At 59.2% G+C, this 17,154-nt stretch carries 12 protein-coding genes; 9 read left to right on the top strand and 3 right to left on the bottom strand.

Going from position 1 to position 17,154, the window contains the following annotated elements; genetic code table 11:
• Positions 1 to 5: 5 nt before the first annotated feature.
• Genes AC1DOQ_RS02935 through rffA form a run of 3 tightly spaced genes read left to right on the top strand, consistent with a single transcriptional unit; the run spans position 6 to position 2,247 of the window.
• The gene (locus AC1DOQ_RS02935; RefSeq protein WP_477360123.1) at positions 6 to 713 is read left to right on the top strand and encodes a WbqC family protein; all 708 of its coding nucleotides are present in this window, start codon (positions 6 to 8) and stop codon (positions 711 to 713) included.
• A complete protein-coding gene (locus AC1DOQ_RS02930; protein WP_477360121.1) occupies positions 710 to 1,123 on the top strand; it encodes a GtrA family protein in 414 nt (137 codons plus the stop codon). The genes AC1DOQ_RS02935 and AC1DOQ_RS02930 overlap by 4 nt, the downstream gene beginning before the upstream one ends.
• Positions 1,120 to 2,247: a dTDP-4-amino-4,6-dideoxygalactose transaminase gene (gene rffA / locus AC1DOQ_RS02925; RefSeq protein WP_477360119.1), complete on the top strand. Its 1,128-nt coding sequence runs from the start codon at positions 1,120 to 1,122 to the stop codon at positions 2,245 to 2,247. The genes AC1DOQ_RS02930 and rffA overlap by 4 nt, the downstream gene beginning before the upstream one ends.
• Positions 2,248 to 2,319: 72 nt before the next feature.
• Here the strand turns inward: rffA and AC1DOQ_RS02920 are convergent, their stop codons facing one another.
• Together AC1DOQ_RS02920 and AC1DOQ_RS02915 are read right to left on the bottom strand one after the other, a co-directional pair.
• On the bottom strand, positions 2,320 to 2,916 hold the full coding sequence (locus tag AC1DOQ_RS02920) for an acyltransferase (protein WP_477360117.1): 597 nt from the start codon (positions 2,914 to 2,916) through the stop codon (positions 2,320 to 2,322).
• A gap of 96 nt (positions 2,917 to 3,012) precedes the next feature.
• A complete protein-coding gene (locus AC1DOQ_RS02915; protein ID WP_477360115.1) occupies positions 3,013 to 4,599 on the bottom strand; it encodes a hypothetical protein in 1,587 nt (528 codons plus the stop codon).
• A gap of 349 nt (positions 4,600 to 4,948) precedes the next feature.
• Here AC1DOQ_RS02915 and AC1DOQ_RS02910 point away from each other — a divergent pair, with 349 nt between their 5' ends.
• The 6 genes from AC1DOQ_RS02910 to AC1DOQ_RS02885 all read left to right on the top strand — a co-directional run bounded on the left by AC1DOQ_RS02910 (position 4,949) and on the right by AC1DOQ_RS02885 (position 15,695).
• Positions 4,949 to 6,010, top strand: a complete 1,062-nt coding sequence (locus AC1DOQ_RS02910; RefSeq protein WP_477360113.1) for a bifunctional UDP-4-keto-pentose/UDP-xylose synthase — start codon at positions 4,949 to 4,951, stop codon at positions 6,008 to 6,010.
• A gap of 257 nt (positions 6,011 to 6,267) precedes the next feature.
• Positions 6,268 to 6,864 (top strand): hypothetical protein, encoded by a 597-nt coding sequence (locus AC1DOQ_RS02905; protein ID WP_477360111.1) that lies wholly within the window; start codon positions 6,268 to 6,270, stop codon positions 6,862 to 6,864.
• A gap of 148 nt (positions 6,865 to 7,012) precedes the next feature.
• Positions 7,013 to 9,235 carry a TonB-dependent receptor plug domain-containing protein gene (locus AC1DOQ_RS02900; RefSeq protein WP_477360109.1) on the top strand — a complete coding sequence of 741 codons (2,223 nt, stop codon included), beginning with the start codon at positions 7,013 to 7,015 and terminating at the stop codon, positions 9,233 to 9,235.
• A 111-nt stretch (positions 9,236 to 9,346) separates the two neighbouring features.
• The gene (locus tag AC1DOQ_RS02895; RefSeq protein ID WP_477360107.1) at positions 9,347 to 11,395 is read left to right on the top strand and encodes a M13 family metallopeptidase; all 2,049 of its coding nucleotides are present in this window, start codon (positions 9,347 to 9,349) and stop codon (positions 11,393 to 11,395) included.
• A gap of 91 nt (positions 11,396 to 11,486) precedes the next feature.
• Positions 11,487 to 13,559, top strand: a complete 2,073-nt coding sequence (locus AC1DOQ_RS02890; protein ID WP_477360104.1) for a M13 family metallopeptidase — start codon at positions 11,487 to 11,489, stop codon at positions 13,557 to 13,559.
• Positions 13,560 to 13,634: 75 nt separating this feature from the next.
• Entirely contained in the window at positions 13,635 to 15,695 is a 2,061-nt protein-coding gene (locus tag AC1DOQ_RS02885) for a M13 family metallopeptidase (protein ID WP_477360102.1), read from the top strand.
• Between the two features lie 79 nt (positions 15,696 to 15,774).
• Here the strand turns inward: AC1DOQ_RS02885 and AC1DOQ_RS02880 are convergent, their stop codons facing one another.
• Positions 15,775 to 16,959 (bottom strand): right-handed parallel beta-helix repeat-containing protein, encoded by a 1,185-nt coding sequence (locus tag AC1DOQ_RS02880; protein ID WP_477360100.1) that lies wholly within the window; start codon positions 16,957 to 16,959, stop codon positions 15,775 to 15,777.
• Positions 16,960 to 17,154: the final 195 nt, after the last annotated feature.

Here is a 17,154-nt window from a genome sequence, read left to right as displayed (position 1 = left end):
ATCAATTGAAAAAAGTAGTCATCCTTCAGTCGAACTATATACCTTGGAAAGGGTATTTCGATCTGATTCACGACGCCGATCTATTCATCTTTTACGATGACGTTCAGTACACGAAAAACGATTGGCGAAATCGCAACAAAATAATGACTGCCAGCGGGCCAAAGTGGCTTACTATTCCCGTCGGTACTAATTTGAACAGATTGATTTGCGACGTGATGTTGACAGATGCTCGATGGCAACATAGTCATTGGGAAACGATTCGACAAACCTATCAACGTGCTCCTTTCTTCACGTATTACCGGTCATTTTTCGAAGATATCTACTGCTCTCGCAAATGGGAAAATTTGTCGTTATTGAATCAATATATGATCAGGAGTATCGCGAGCGAGCTGTTGGGAATCAAAACGAATTTTGACGATTCCCGAAATTTCAACTTAGATGGGAATCGTCTGGAAAGATTACTGGACTTAGTGAAAAAAACCGGAGCGGACTGTTATCTTTCCGGACCTGCGGGGAAAAATTACATTGACCATTCGCGATTTGCCGATATCGGCGTTTTGCTTGAATGGAAGGATTATTCCGGCTATCCTGTCTATCCGCAAAGCGAACTCCCATTCGAACATGGCGTCAGCGTACTCGATGTTTTGTTCAACCTTGGAGTCGAAGCGCCAAATTATATCTGGGGCTGGCGGAATCAGGTCAAGACCGCATGAATACAACATTGCGCCAAGCTCTTCGCTTTTCTATCGTAGGTGTTCTGTCAAACTCGGTTGGATTTGGATGGTACTTATTGTTGACCTGGTTTGGAATGGGACCGAAGACGGCCATGAGCGCGCTTTTCCTGATTGGCACGTGCCAGACATTTTTCTTCAATAAGCGCTGGTCGTTTGAGTACAAGGACGACGGCCGCAGGCTCGTTTGGCGTTATCTGGCTACATATGGATTAGGTTACCTTCTCAATCTCCTGGCCCTCGTTGTTCTGGTTGAGCATGCACACTTTCCACATTACTTGGTACAAGGGATGATGATAATAGTTGTCGCCCTGTTTACATTTTCGCTGCAAAAATTCTGGGTATTTCAGCGGCATTCAAAACCCCCATTTCAAGCGGAGAAGACATCATGACGATACCCTTCAATAAGCCATACATGACCGGCAAAGAACTTTGGTATATTGCACAAGCGCACGCGAACGGGCATCTGGCGGGTGACGGTAGCTTTACCAAACGATGCGCAGGGTGGCTGGAAAGCCGTACCGGATCGGCACGTGTATTGTTGACTCATTCATGCACGGCTGCTCTTGAGATGGCTGCGATGCTGGCAGACATTGGTCCCGGCGATGAAGTCATCATGCCTTCTTACACATTTGTCTCGACTGCCAATGCTTTCGTACTCCGCGGGGCGGTACCGGTGTTCGTGGATATTCGCCCGGATACCCTCAATATCGATGAAAAAAAGATTGAGGCGGCAATTACCCCACGCACCAAGGCGATTGTGCCTGTGCATTATGCGGGAGTCGCCTGCGAGATGGACACGATCATGGACATTGCTCTTCGCCATGACCTTCTTGTCATAGAAGATGCTGCACAGGGAGTCATGGCAAGCTATAAAGGTCGAGCTCTAGGAAGTATCGGTCATATGGGTACCTATTCCTTTCACGAGACTAAGAACATCATATCCGGTGAGGGAGGTGCGCTACTCGTCAATGATGTGAAATTTGTAGAGCGTGCCGAGATCATTCGCGAAAAAGGCACAAACCGAAGCCAATTCTTTCGCGGTCAGATAGACAAGTATACATGGGCGGATTTCGGGTCTTCCTATTTGCCGGGAGAGTTGATATCGGCGTTTCTGTGGGCGCAGATGGAAGAGGCGGATTCAATTACGAGACATCGCCTTGATGCCTGGAGTCGCTATCATGAGGCGTTCGCGCCGTTGGCTGCCGAAGGCCGGTTACGCCGTCCTTTCGTACCAGCCGATGTAGTTCATAATGCACACATGTATTACCTTCTTCTACCAAACTTGGAAAAGCGGACGCAAGTGATTGCTGATTTGAAGGCTCTAGGTGTCCATGCCGTGTTTCACTATGTGCCTTTGCATTCCTCGCCGTTCGGGAGAAAAGTATCGCGCAGCGAAGGACCATTGCACTTGACTGATGAGCTTAGCGACCGCCTCATTCGCCTGCCTCTGTGGGTCGGTGTCGAGTCATTTCAGGAAACGGTTATCGAAGCTGTTCTGAAGGCGATGGTATAGGGTAGCTCTACTGGAATCTACAATATTATGAGAATCATCGCCTAGCCATCTGAGGCGGTGATTTCAAAATTATCAAGGAATAGCGGCGGGCTGCATGTTTGTCTGTAAGTACTGAGCCTCCAGCCCAAGCATGTCCTGACTACGCGCCTTTAGCCGCTTTGCAGGTACGCCAAAATAAATTGACCATGGGAGTGTCGATTTCGTCACCATACTGCATGCGCCGATGGAGGTGCCTTCTGCGAGCTCGACCCCGGGCAGTACCACGCTGCCAGTGCCGACAATTACATGACGCCCGAGTGTTACGCGGGCACGTTGTATCTTTCGAAACTGCATCGGAACGGTCGGGTTGGTGAGTGCATTGCCCGAATAGTCATCCGACTGTGCAAATATGGTCACCCCGAACGCCAAACCCGAGAAGTCTGCCATTTCAACCCCTTCGATTCCGGCGATAACTCGGCAGCCATGCGCTATATGTACATTCCGGCCAATAGTAATATTTCCTGAGAGAATACAAAAATCGTCGATCATCGAATAATCCCCAATCGACATATATTTCGGCTCGTACAACCGTGCAACACGGCTGATTTTGACACCGAGGCCGAGCTTCCTGAAATTCATTGCTTGAAGCTCGGCCTCGCTGAAATACCGTTCGTTCGCTGATACGGTCATGACTTCCCCTTTATAGTGACGGTCGATTGGCTTGGTAAATCGTTATTAAATTGGTTTCTTTTCATTTTTGCCGCAAACATCGATCGCGCGGCCGTCTTAATTGGCATTCTTTCGCACGTACACATCGAGTTCAGCCTTGGCTAGATGCTCAGTTGCAACTTTTTGATAATTTTCATTGATCCATGCATACATGAGCGGATGCGTCAGGCTATAACGCATGTCTTCCCTGCCGTCGAGAGCATGGTTCGACAGAATGACGACACCGGGCTTGGCAATATTCAAACGCGCTATTTCAGTTTTTTCGAAATCAGGTTTTCTGGGCCACAATGCATATATTTCCCATATTGGCATCTTTTTTTTCTCCATCGCATATAGCGTTGGAAAATTTGGAATAGCGAGAAAGTCAGCGTTTGGGCTGGATTCGGAGCCATTTAACAAATCGGATCTTAATGCGTCCTTCATTTCCTTTGTCAGTTTATTAAAATATGGGGCAACATATACTTTGCTGCCGGTAATTTCGATGGCGTCCAGTGGCTTTCCTAAAATCTTGTTGGCAAAGAATAGGTTTTTTTGCGCGAGTACAATGGTCGATATCAGAAGGAGGCTCGCCGCGAGAATAACCGGTCGGCGAATTGCCTCACCGGTAAGAAGCAGAATTATCAATAAGGGAAAAATGGCTAGAGCCAAATGGGTGATGTCAGCGCGTGAGTAAGCATAATGCGAATAGGCAAGCCCCGTGAAGGCTGCAGCCGCCAACAGCGCCTGCGATCGAGGCAACTCGGTGCGACGATTTTTCACCAGAACTATGAAGGTCAAGAGTGGCGCAAGCAGAAGCCCAACAAACAATAATCCTTTCAAAATTTCCATTGTCGAAACTAAAATACCCAATCCAGGTGCAACATTCCACGGCCACGGTACCACCAGCGGAATATTCGTTGCACCGCTCTGAACCAGATCAATCAAGCTAGCGACGAAGGCATCGGTAAAGCCGGGGATGAGTCCGGCCAGTAGTAATGTGGGGCTGAAGCCTACGACTATTCCTAGGACGAAAAACCCGGAGAGCTTCATGAGCTGGGCAAGTCGTTGTCCACATATCAGCAAATAGAGTACCGCAAGTACAGTGGCGAGGATTCCGTACACCCCGTGGTTACGGCCCATGATGGCTGAAAGACCGAGCATGACGCCGCCAAAAAACCATGTTCTTCCTGTGCTTGATTCCAATATCAGAACCAATATAGCGACGATCAGGATACTGGTGCCGTAATCAAAAACCTTATAGTAGGGAGAGGCCCACAGATTGAAAACCAGAGCTGCAAACACCAGAAGAAGTGCTTTTAGTCCGAACTTCGAAGTTCCTGAGACACGCCAGAGAAGTACTACGCCAATGCAAACAGCCATGGTCTGAAACACTAGGGCGCTAATGCGAGCCGCCAGAATTCCATCACTACCCAGAACATGCATGAACGCCGCGCTCCAAAGGTAACGTCCAATGTCATAAGCCATGAAATCACGCATCGGCACTTCACCATGAAGTGTGCGTTGTGCCCCGTACCAATAATAACCTTCGTCAGCGAAATCTAAACCATATCGCCAAGTCAGCAAGAACCAGCCGATGCTGGCGATAATGCCAATGGTTAAAGGAAGAGCTATGCTTCTGGTATATTTAGGAGAAGTGGACTGCATTTTTAATTTGTTATTTCTTGTCTCGAACCTGCGCATCGGCAACAGCGGCATGCAAAGAAAAACGGATTTGGTGCGGCTTGTTTAGCAAAATATGTTTTTCGGATCCGCCAGTCTGTTAGTAAGTGTTGTCTTTTTAAAAAGATGATTGACATAATACCATGCTCGTCGCAGCCATTGGACGGAAAAATATTTAAAGCAGAGTCGAACTTACAACACTGATATCCGGACTTCGCATGCATCCGTCCCCTATACCCTGATGATGGCGTTCCGATAAGGTCTTCAGCGTGCTTGCTCGGTCCTACCCGATGGTATAATCGCCCGTTCACGTGCATATGTTGCTTATTTAAAAATGAAGAAAGTTCTCATTCTCGGCGTCAACGGTTTCATCGGCCACCACCTGTCCAAGCGCATCCTCGAGACCACCGACTGGGAAGTCTACGGCATGGACATGAGCACGGACCGCATCACGGAACTGCTCGGTCATCCACGCATGCATTTCTTCGAAGGCGACATCACGATCAACAAGGAATGGGTCGAGTACCACGTCAAGAAATGCGACGTGATCCTGCCGCTGGTCGCCATCGCGACCCCATCGACCTATGTCCAGGCGCCGCTGCGCGTGTTCGAACTCGATTTCGAAGCCAACCTGCCGATCGTACGCTCGGCCGCCAAATATAAAAAGCACCTGGTGTTCCCGTCGACCTCGGAAGTGTACGGCATGTGCCACGACGAGGAATTCGATCCGGAGAACTCGGAGCTGGTCTACGGCCCGATCAACAAGCCGCGCTGGATTTACGCCTGCTCGAAACAGCTGATGGATCGCGTGATCTGGGGCTACGGCATGGAAGGTTTGAATTTCACCCTGTTCCGCCCCTTCAACTGGATCGGCGCCGGCCTGGATTCGATCCACACGCCGAAGGAAGGCTCATCGCGCGTGCTGACCCAGTTCCTGGGCCACATCGTGCGCGGCGAACCGATCCAGCTGGTGGACGGCGGCGCCCAGAAGCGCTCCTTCACCTATGTCGACGACGGCATCGAGGCGCTGATGCGCATCATCGAGAACAAGGACGGCAAGGCCAGCGGCAAGATCTACAACATCGGCAACCCGTCGAATAATTATTCGATCCGCGAACTGGCCCACATGATGCTGGAACTGGCCGCCGAGTATCCGGAATACCGCGATACCGCCAAGGAAGTGAAACTGGTCGAGACCAGCTCGGGCGCCTACTACGGCACCGGCTACCAGGACGTGCAGAACCGCGTGCCAAAGATCGAGAACACGGTCTCGGAACTGGGCTGGGCCCCGCAGGTCAATATGCGCGACGCGCTGGCCAAGATCTTCGACTCCTACAAGGACAACCTGGGTGACGCGCAGGACCTGATTCCGGAGCGCAGGCAGCTGCAGCGATAATCGATCGCTCGATTACCCGTCAGCTTCAAAACGCCGTTCCTGCGAAAGCACGAACGGCGTTTTTGTCTTTACGACTTCGGGGAACTTGTAAATCCTTGTATGCCCAAGCTTCCACCCGGTAAGTAATTGTAAGAGTCCAAACGAGCGGGGAGGGCCGAGCCTATAGTTCTTATCAGTTTTTCTCTCTCTCCACTCTTGAAGTGGTCTTTACCCACGGTTTCCCCCGTGGGTTTTTTTATGCCCAGGAGCCTCATCAAATGACGATGCGTACGACCATCCGGATGCCCGCCCGATTCGCCCGCGCCTGCCTGTTTGCGCTTGCCCTCGGATCGGCGGGAGCCAGCCTTGCCGTTCCGCTGATGGACTTGCGCGCCGAAGACCTGGTGCCGATGGCCTCCGAGTTCAAGAAGTCGCTGAACCTGAACGCCAACCAGCAGACCCTGTGGCAGCAGGTCGAGAGCCGTTCGCGCGCGGTGCTGCGCGAGCGCCAGCACCGCCGCGAGGCGCTGCAGGAACAGGCCAAGACCCTGCTGGCCAAGCCGGACGTCGAGCTGCGTCAACTGAACGCCCTGGTGGAAGCGGAGAGCGCGATCGCCGTCCAGGAAGACAGGCAGCTGCGCGAACTGTGGCTGGGCCTGAACGACGCCCTCGACGACGCCCAGCGGCGCCAGGTCGCGACCCTGGTGAACGAACAGCTGATGCGGGTGGTGCCGGAAGGGCGCCCCGCCGGAGAACGCGGCGGCGAGCGCGGAGGAGAGCGTGGCGGCCGCGGGATGGGCGGTCATGGCCGCGGCGGCATGGGCGGCGGCGGCATGGGCGGACCGGGTGGCGGCAGCATCAACATCGGCGGCTAGGAAGCGGTTGCTTTTTTGAGGGACTTGCTTGTTCGCTATGTATCGTAAAGTAACAACGGCTGCCTGATCGCAATTTTGGCTATGCTTAAAGGCTAGAATTGGTTTAACCGGATGGCAACAGTCCGGGCAACCGATAATAACGTCAAGCATGAGCAAACTGATCCCGATGGCCTGCCTGGCCTTGCTGGGCACGGCGGGACACGCATGGGCCCTTCCCCAAAGCAGTGACCAGGCAACGGCCTCCGCCGCCGAACCGACTCCCACCCAGACCGACAAGGCCGTGCCGGCCGCACCCAGGATCCAGCAGGTGACCGTCAGCGGCGCGCGCGCCGACGACCTTGATGCGCGCCGCATCTCGACCGCCGCCAAGATGGTGTTCGGCCGCGAGGAACTCGAGCGCAACGGCGACACCAGTGTCAGCGAAGTATTGAAGCGCCTGCCCGGCGTGACCATCGGCGGCGCGCCGGGACGCGGCGGCGGCGGGGTGCGCATGCGCGGCATGGGCAATGGCTATACCCAGATGCTGGTCAACGGCGAGCGTCCGCCGCCGGGCTTTTCGCTGGAGTCGCTGTCGCCGGACCAGGTCGAACGCATCGAAGTGATCCGCGGCCCGGTGGCCGAGCACAGCACCCAGGCGATCGCCGGCACCATCAACATCATCCTGCGCGAAGGCTACCAGCAGAAGGACGTGCAGCTGCGCCTGGCCGACAATATCGAGCAGGGCCGGCATGGTCCCAACGTCTCGCTGGCGATGCCGGGCAAGTCCGGCGCGCTCACCTGGATGATGAGCGGTTCGCTGATGCAGAACCGTCCGCACAACGAAAGCGATACGCTCAACCTCAGCACCCGCAAGGACGGCACGGTCGAGCGCCGCCAGCAGATCCACGACGAGGGCGGCGGCGTCTTCGACGGCCTCTTCCTGTCGCCGCGCTTTTCCTACAAGTTCGCCAACAGCGATACGCTGACCTTCCAGCCCTTCTTCGTCGCCAACCGCAGCCGCAACGGCGCCGACAGCCTGCTGGACCAGCCGGTGGGGAGCGTCGCGCCCGAGTACGCCCGCCAGCGTTCGGATTCGCAGTCGCATTCGGCCTTCCTGCGCGGTTTCGGCAACTGGCTGCACCGTGGCGAGGCCGGCGCCCGCCTGGAAGTGAAGTTCGGCTTCACCGGCGGCCGCAACGACAGCGATACCGCCCGCAATACCTTCGACGCCGGCGGCAGCGCGCTGCGCCGCTATATCGACAGCGACAGCAGCCGCGACAGCGGCGTCAACACCGGCGGCAAGTTCAGCCGTCCGCTGGGCCAGGGCCACCTGTTCGCGGCCGGCTGGGACCTGGAAGCCAGCAAGCGCCGCCAGCAACACGTGGCGGCCGGCGATTCCGCCGCCCTGTTCGACGACGGCGGCGCCTCGCTGTCGGCCCAGTCGCGCCGCGTGGCCATGTTCGTGCAGGACGAGTGGGACGTCACGCCGCAGTTCTCGACCTATCTGGGTTTGCGCTGGGAAGGGATCCGCGTCACCAGCGATACCGGTGGGGCAGAGGTGAAGAACACCTCGAAGGTCTGGAGCCCGGTGCTGCACGGCGTCTGGCGCATCCCCGGCCATGAGAAAGACCAGCTGCGCGGCAGCGTCACCCGCAGCTACAAGGCGCCGGCGCTGAACGACCTGATCGCGGTGCCGACTATCTCGACCTACAACGACGCCACCCGTCCGGACCGCACCGGCAATCCGAACCTGAAGCCGGAGCTGGCCACCGGCCTGGACCTCGCCTACGAACACTACCTGGGCAAGAGCGGCCTGCTGTCGGCCAGCGGCTTTGTCCGCAACATCGACGACCTGATGCGCCGCCAGACCGTCCTGGCGGGGTCGCGCTGGGTCTCCACGCCGATCAACATCGGCAAGGCGCGGACCAGCGGCCTCGAGCTGGAAGCCAAGTTCCCGCTGACGGAACTGTGGCCGGCCTCGCCGCTGATCGACGTGCGCTCGAACTACAGCCGCTTCTGGTCGCGCGTGGACGGCATCCCGGGGCCGAACAACCGCCTCGACCAGCAGCCGAAGCAGACCGCCAACCTGGGCCTGGACTACCGCGCGAAGGGTTTGCCGCTGACCCTGGGCGGCAGCCTGAACTGGACCCCGGAGACCTTGGTGCAGACCACGGTCAACGAGACGGCGACCACCGGCACCAAGCGCCAGTTCGACGTCTACGGCCTGTGGAAGCTGCCGGCCAACGCGCAGCTGCGCCTGTCGGCCAACAACCTCGACCCGCGCCTGTACGACACCGCGCGCAGCCTCGACACCGGTTCGCTGGTACAGAGCGCGGCGACGCGAGCACATACATATACCCAATTCGGCATTCGCTATGAAATGAAACTGTAGTAATGAAACTGTAGTAAATGCCAGACAAGCGCCCGGTTTTGGCAAGCCGGGCTGTGTTACATTTGCCGATGGCCACAAGCCGTTCTTTTCCCTGCAACCAAGGACACCTTCGTGAAACGTTACCTTCTGAGCACCCTGACCCTGTCGATGCTGGCCGCCTTCGCCAGCGCCGCCGACAATGTCCACTCCGCTGCCGCGGGCACGACCTCCGGCATCGAGACCCAGTACATCGACCAGGGCGTGCGCGTCCAGGACGATTTCTTCGGCCACCTGAACGGCAAGTGGCTGCAGACCACCGAGATTCCGTCGGACCGCACGAGCTGGGGCACCTTCATCAAGCTGCGCGACGACACCCAGGGCCAGGTACGCGGCATCATCGAAGCGGACCAGAAGAAGCCGGGCAAGAAGGCCGGCAGCGACGAGCAGAAGATCGGCGACCTGTACACCAGCTTCATGGACGAGAAGAGGCTCGACGCCCTCGGCACCAAGCCACTGGCCGGCGAGCTGCAGCGCATCCGCGCGCTGAAGGACAAGAAGGGCATCCCGGCCCTGGTGGCCCACCTGTCGCAGATCGGCGTCGCCAATCCCTACGGCATCGGCGTGGCCCAGGATGCCAAGGAGTCGACCAAGTACGCGACCTACATCCGCCAGGGCGGCCTGGGTCTGCCGGACCGCGACTACTATCTGAAGATGGATGACAAGCGCATGGCCGGCATCAAGGCCAAGTACGAGCAGCACGTCGCCAACATCCTGAGCCTGGCCGGCGACAAGGATGCCGCCGCCAAGGCCAAGGCCATCGTCGCCTTCGAGACCGAACTGGCGAAGGTGCAGTGGACCCGCGTCGAGCTGCGCGATCCGAACAAGAGCTACAACAAGATGAGCGTGGACGAGCTGTCCAAGCTGGCCCCGGACTACGACTGGAAGGCCGCGCTGGGCGCCGCGGGCATCGGCAACAAGGTCGACTACGTGATCGTCGGCCAGCCGAGCTACATCACCGGCTTCAATGAGGTGCTGAACAAGACCGACCTCGCCACCCTGCAAGCCTACTTCCAGTGGCAGGTGCTGCGCGAGTTCTCGCCGTACCTGTCGAAGGCCTTCGTCGACGAGCGCTTCGACTTCTACGGCAAGACCCTGTCGGGCGTGAAGGAACAGGAACCGCGCTGGAAGCGTGGCGTCGGCACCGTCGAAGGCGCGCTGGGCGAAGCCGTGGGCCGCGAATACGTCGCCCAGTACTTCCCGCCGGAGCGCAAGGCCCGCATGGAAGAGCTGGTGAAGAACGTGCTGGCCGCCTACAAGGAATCGATCAATAACCTCGACTGGATGGGCCCGGAAACCAAGAAGGAAGCCCAGGCCAAGCTGGCCAAGTTCAACCCGAAGATCGGCTACCCGAACAAGTGGCGCGACTACTCGAAGCTGACCATCAAGAAGGATGACCTGGTCGGCAACGTGATGCGCACCGCGACCTTCGCCTACAACCGCAACATCAACAAGCTGGGCAAGCCGATCGACCGCGAAGAATGGGGCATGACGCCGCAGACCATCAACGCCTACTACAACTCGCGCCTGAACGAGATCGTGTTCCCGGCCGCGATCCTGCAGCCGCCGTTCTTCAACATGGCGGCCGACGACGCCGTGAACTACGGCGCGATCGGCGCCGTGATCGGCCACGAGATCGGCCACGGCTTCGACGACAAGGGTTCGCAGTCGGACGGCGACGGCAACCTGCGCAACTGGTGGACCGCGGAAGACCAGGCCCGCTTCAAGGCCAAGACCGACATGCTGGTCAAGCAGTACAACGCCTTCGAGCCGGTGCCGGGCTACCACGTGAACGGCGAGCTGACCCTGGGCGAGAACATCGGCGACAACTCCGGTCTCGCCATCGCCTACAAGGCCTACAAGATCTCGCTGCACGGCCAGCCGGCGCCGACCATCGACGGCCTGACCGGCGACCAGCGTTTCTTCATGGGCTTCGGCCAGGTGTGGCGCTCGAAGATGCGCGACGAGGCGCAGATCAACCAGGTCAAGACCGACCCGCACTCGCCGGGCCAGTTCCGCGCCAACGGCACCCTGCGCAACCAGGCCGCCTTCTATGAAGCCTTTGGCGTCAAGGAAGGCGACAAGATGTACCTGAAGCCGGAAGAGCGCGTCACGATCTGGTAATACCAAGGACCACGCATTCAAGCTGATGTATGGGCCGGCGGCGATCCCGCCGGCTCCCAGTAACCCATAACAATCCGAGGGAGATGCAAGAATGAAGAAACAGTATCTGTTGAGCGCCCTGACCCTGGCCCTGATCGCCAGCGTCAGCCACGCAGAAGGCAGTGGCGCCGCCGCTGCCGCGAAAGCCACCGCCACCAAGGGCCAGACCCTGAGCGCCGGCATCGCCACCCAATACATCGAATCGTCCGTGCGTCCGCAGGACGATTTCTTCGAATACCTGAACGGCAAGTGGCTGAAGACCGTCGAGATCCCGTCCGACAAGTCGAGCTGGGGTTCGTTCATGGAGCTGCGCGAGAACACCCTGCCGCAGCTGCGCGGCATCATCGAAAACGTCGCCTCCAAGGCCGGCGCCAAGGGCACCGACGAACAGCGCATCGGCGACTTCTACGCCAGCTTCATGGACGAGGCCAGGCTCGAACAGCTGGGCGCGACCCCGCTGAAACCCGAGCTGGACAAGATCGCCGCGCTGAAGGACAAGTCCGAGCTGCCGGCCCTGCTGGCCCACCTGGGCAAGATCGGCGTCGGCGTGCCCTTCGATTTCGGCATCCACCAGGACAACAAGGATTCGACCAAGTACGTCGCCGACATCGGCCAGGGCGGCCTGGGCATGCCGGACCGCGACTACTACCTGAAGGCCGACGACAAGAAGCTGGCCGACACCAAGGCCAAGTACCAGCAGCACGTCGAGAAGATGCTGGCCATGGCCGGCGACAAGAACGCCGCCGCCAACGCGAAAGCCATCGTCGACTTCGAGACCGAGATCGCCAGGGTGCAGTGGACCAAGGTCGAGCTGCGCGACCCGATCAAGGCCTACAACAAGGTCAACCTGGCCGACCTGAACACGGTCGCCCCGGGCTTCGACTGGAAGACCTGGCTGGACGCCACCGGCCTGTCCGGCAAGGCCACCTACGTGATCGTGGGCCAGCCGACCTACCTGAAGGCCTTCATGGACGTGGCCAACAAGACGCCGATCGACACCTGGAAGGCCTACCTGTCGCTGCACCTGATCGAATCCTACGGCAGCTTCCTGTCGAAGAACTTCGTCGACGAGCGTTTCGACTTCTACGGCCGCACCCTGTCGGGCGTGAAGGAGCAGGAACCGCGCTGGAAGCGTGGCGTGGGCGCGGTCGAGCGTTCGCAGGGCGAGTCGCTGGGCAAGCTGTACGTGGCCCAGTACTTCTCGGCCGAGAAGAAAGCACGCATGGAAGCGCTGGTGAAGAACCTGCTGGCCGCCTATAAACAGTCGATCGACAAGCTCGACTGGATGAGCCCGGCCACCAAGAAGGAAGCGCAAGCCAAGCTGGCCAAGTTCAACCCGAAGATCGGCTACCCGAACAAGTGGAAGGACTACTCGGCGCTGCAGGTCTCGCGTGACGACCTGGTCGGCAACGTGATGCGTTCGCGCGTGTGGGCCGCCGACTACGAGATCAACAAGCTGGGCAAGCCGATCGACCGCGACGAGTGGGGCATGACGCCGCAGACCATCAACGCGTACTACAACCCGGAGATGAACGAGATCGTGTTCCCGGCCGCGATCCTGCAGCCGCCGTTCTTCGACGCCAACGCGGATGACGCGGTCAACTACGGCGGCATCGGCGCCGTGATCGGCCACGAGATCAGCCACGGCTTCGACGACCAGGGCGCGCAATACGACGGCGACGGCAACCTACGCGACTGGTGGACCGCCTCGGACCACAAGAACTTCAAGGCCAAGACCACCGCGCTGGTCAACCAGTACAATGCCTTCGAGCCGCTGCCGGGCTACCACGTCAACGGCGAGCTGACCCTGGGCGAGAACATCGCCGACAACTCGGGTCTGGCGATCGCCTACAAGGCCTACCACATCTCGCTGAAGGGCAAGAAGGCCCCGGTGATCGACGGCATGACCGGCGACCAGCGCCTGTACGCAGGCTGGGCCCAGGTGTGGCGTTCGAAGATGCGCGAGCAGCAGCAGATCGTCCAGGTGAAGACCGACCCGCACTCGCCGGGCCAGTACCGCGCCAACGGCACGCTGCGCAACCAGCCGGGCTTCTACGAAGCCTACAAGGTCAAGCAGGGCGACAAGATGTACCTGGCGCCCCAGGATCGCGTGATCATCTGGTAATCGTTTCGTCCACGTGACGACGTCAAGGGCCGCGGCATGCCGCGGCCTTTTTTCAATCGAAAGGGATCTCCTGTCATGAAACGTCTCGCCCTGAGCGCCCTGAGCCTGGCGCTGATCGCCGGCTTCGCGCACGCCGCCGAAGGTGCATCCACCAAGTCGGCGCCGGCTTCCCGCCCGGCCCTGGCCAGCGGCATCGCCACCCAGTACATCGATCCGTCGGTGCGTCCGCAGAACGATTTCTACCGCTACCTGAACGGCAAGTGGCTGCAGACCGTGCAGATCCCGGCCGACCAGGCCAGCTGGGGTTCCTTCGACCAGCTCTACGAGAATTCGCTGGCCGAGCTGCGCGGCATCATCGAGAAAGTCTCGGCAGACGGTGCGGCCCAGGATGCCGATGCCAAACGTATCGGCGACTTCTACGCCAGCTTCATGGACGAGGCGCGCCTGGAGCAGCTGGGCTTCACGCCGCTGAAGGGGGAGCTCGACCGCATCGCCGCGCTGAAGGACAAGTCGGAGCTGCCGGCCCTGCTGGCCCACCTCGGCAAGATCGGCGTCAACGTGCCCTTCGACTTCGGCATCCACCAGGACAACAAGGACTCGACCAGGTACGTCGCCGACATCGGCCAGGGCGGCCTGGCGATGCCCGACCGCGACTATTACCTGAAGGCCGACGACGAGAAGCTGGCCGACGCCAAGGCGAAGTACGAGCAGCACGTCGAGCGCACCCTGACGCTGATCGGCAACCCGCGCGCCGTGTTCGACGCCAAGTCCATCGTCGGTTTCGAGACCGAGATCGCGAAGCTGCAGTGGACCAAGGTCGAGCTGCGCGACCCGATCAAGGCCTACAACAAGGTCGGCCTGGCGGACCTGGACAAGCTCGCCCCCGGCTATGACTGGAAGACCTGGCTCGATGCCGCCGGCCTGTCCGGCAAGACGACTTATGTGATCGTCGGCCAGCCGAGCTATCTGAAATCCTTCGTCGAGCTGTCGAACAAGACCTCGCTGGATACCTGGAAGGCCTATATCTCCATGCACGTGGCCGATGCCTATGCCGGCTACCTGTCGAAGGCCTTCGTCGACGAGCGCTTCGGCTTCTACGGCAAGACCCTGTCGGGCGTCGAAGAGATCGAGCCGCGCTGGAAGCGGGGCGTCGGCGCCATCGAACGCTCGCAGGGCGAGGCGCTGGGCAAGCTGTACGTGGCCCAGTACTTCCCGCCGGAGCGCAAGGCGCGCATGGAAGCGCTGGTGAAGAACCTGCTGGCCGCCTATAAACAGTCGATCGACAAGCTCGACTGGATGAGCCCGAAAACCAAAAAGGAAGCCCAGGCCAAGCTGGCGAAATTCACGCCGAAGATCGGCTACCCGAACAAGTGGAAGGATTACTCGGCCCTGGTGGTGAAGCGCGACGACCTGGTCGGCAACGTGATGCGCGCCCGCGTGTGGGCCGCCGACTACGAGATCAACAAGCTGGGCAAGCCGATCGACCGCGACGAATGGGGCATGACCCCGCAGACGGTAAACGCCTACTACAACCCGGAGATGAACGAGATCGTGTTCCCGGCCGCGATCCTGCAGCCGCCGTTCTTCGACGCGAATGCGGACGATGCCGTCAACTACGGCGGCATCGGCGCCGTGATCGGCCACGAGATCAGCCACGGTTTCGACGACCAGGGTGCCCAATACGACGGCGACGGCAACCTGCGCGACTGGTGGACCAAGGCCGACCACAAGAACTTCAAGGCCAGGACCGCGATGCTGGTCAAGCAGTACGACGCCTTCGAACCGCTGAAGGGCTATCGCGTGAACGGCGAGCTGACCCTGGGCGAGAACATCGCCGACAACTCGGGCCTGGCGATCGCCGCCAAGGCCTACCGGATCTCGCTGAAGGGGAAGAAGGCGCCGGTGATCGACGGCCTGAGCGGAGAGCAGCGCCTGTACATGGGCTGGGCCCAGGTGTGGCGCTCGAAGATGCGCGACCAGCAGACGATCGCGCAGATCAAGGCCGATCCGCACTCGCCGGACCAGTTCCGCGCCAACGGTTCGCTGCGCAACCAGCCGGGCTTCTACGAAGCCTTCAAGGTGAAGCAGGGCGACGGGATGTACCTGGCGCCGAAGGACCGGGTGATCATCTGGTGATGCGCATCCGGTAACGAAAAAAGGGCCGCAGCGATGCGGCCCTTGTCCATTGCGGCGCTGGAGCGCGCCGCGGCAGGGATTACTGCGACTCGTAGGCGCCGATGTCGATCGTGCCCAGCACCGGACGCGCCACGCCGGCCGCGACGTGCTTGTACTGCGCCACCGGCTTGAGCGACACGCCCGAGCTCGAGGTCCCCGGCACCGAACCGGCATTGGTCACCAGCGGACTCGCCAGCGGACGCAGGTCGTAGGCGGCGCGGTTCACGAAGCCCGGCGCCGCTGCGCGGTAGTTGGTCTTCTGGATGGCGCTGGCCTGGGTGGACAGGGTGCCGGTACCCGCGAAGATATTGTTCTGCAGCAGGGCAGGCGTGGTCACGCCCGAACCGATGAAGAAGAAGGTGCCGTGCGAGCTGTCGTCGTTCAGGAAGGTGTTGTTGACGACGTACAGGTCCTTGCCCGGGTTGGTCGCGCCTTCTTCGCCGTAGGCCAACAGGACCGAATTGCTGTTGCTTGCCGGCTGCTCGATCACGTTGCCGATCACGTAGGACGTGCCGGCGTTCGGAATGTCGATCTCGTAGCTCGGCTTGCCGGAGGCGGTGCTGCCGACCTGGCCCGCCGGGGTGCTCGAGAAGCGGTTGTACACGATCGTGTTGACCTTGGCGCGCGACTTCAGGTTGTGGCCGACGTTGGCGTCGTGCGAGTAGTTGTAGCGGAAGGTCAGGCTGGCGTTGTTGCCGATGTACAGGTTGTGGCTCTGGCCGTCGCCGTAGCCGTTGTGGCCGAACTCGGTGTATTCGATGACGATGTTGCTGGCGGTGTTGGCGTTGCTCAGGATACCGTCTTCGTTGTCGTGGATGAAGGAGTTGCGCAGCGTGAAGTTGGTGCCTTCCAGGCGCAGTGCGGCGCCGTTGCGGTCGGGAACTTTAGCGCCATACATTTCAACGTTGTCGACGACGATGTTGCTGCCCTCGACCACCCAGATACCCTTGCTCATGGCGTACTTGCCGCCGGCATTGATCTTCGGACGGCCGTTCACGCCGCGGATGGTCAGGTTGCTCGTGTAGATGGCGCAGACGTCGCCGGTATAGGTCGTGTTGCCGGTGATTTCGACCACGTCGCCGCTCTTGGCGACGGCAAAGGCCTTGCAAGGCGTTGCGTAAGTCTTGCCCGGACCAACCGACAAGGTTGCGGCCGAGGCGGGAACTGCGAAGGCCAGACCAAGCAGGGCGGCCGGAATGGACAGAGTGAATCGAGCGCGTTGCATGTGTTTCCCCGTAGTTTTCAGAATCGTGTTCGTTGCCGAAATAATACTTTTCGGAAACAACGAAACCTCAGCATATCGGGAAAATTGTCACGCGTTAAGTGCCTATCTGTAACAGAATCGGGTACAAATGTAGTTTTCTAGCGGCATTCTGCTATGGCAGAGTCCGATTTTGAGGCCCGGAAATTGTTACAAATA

The sequence above is a fragment of the Massilia sp. 01N417 genome (assembly GCF_056399645.1).
The sequence above is the reverse complement of the archived record's forward strand: the minus strand, read 5'-3'. Positions and strand labels throughout refer to the sequence as shown.

Coding starts and splice junctions, on each gene's coding strand:
- AC1DOQ_RS02930 (WP_477360121.1), top strand. CDS start 710: ATGAATACAACATTGCGCCAAGCTCTTCGCTTTTCTATCGTAGGTGTT.
- rffA (WP_477360119.1), top strand. CDS start 1,120: ATGACGATACCCTTCAATAAGCCATACATGACCGGCAAAGAACTTTGG.
- AC1DOQ_RS02920 (WP_477360117.1), bottom strand. CDS start 2,916: ATGACCGTATCAGCGAACGAACGGTATTTCAGCGAGGCCGAGCTTCAA.
- AC1DOQ_RS02915 (WP_477360115.1), bottom strand. CDS start 4,599: ATGCAGTCCACTTCTCCTAAATATACCAGAAGCATAGCTCTTCCTTTA.
- AC1DOQ_RS02910 (WP_477360113.1), top strand. CDS start 4,949: ATGAAGAAAGTTCTCATTCTCGGCGTCAACGGTTTCATCGGCCACCAC.
- AC1DOQ_RS02905 (WP_477360111.1), top strand. CDS start 6,268: ATGACGATGCGTACGACCATCCGGATGCCCGCCCGATTCGCCCGCGCC.
- AC1DOQ_RS02900 (WP_477360109.1), top strand. CDS start 7,013: ATGAGCAAACTGATCCCGATGGCCTGCCTGGCCTTGCTGGGCACGGCG.
- AC1DOQ_RS02890 (WP_477360104.1), top strand. CDS start 11,487: ATGAAGAAACAGTATCTGTTGAGCGCCCTGACCCTGGCCCTGATCGCC.
- AC1DOQ_RS02885 (WP_477360102.1), top strand. CDS start 13,635: ATGAAACGTCTCGCCCTGAGCGCCCTGAGCCTGGCGCTGATCGCCGGC.
- AC1DOQ_RS02880 (WP_477360100.1), bottom strand. CDS start 16,959: ATGCAACGCGCTCGATTCACTCTGTCCATTCCGGCCGCCCTGCTTGGT.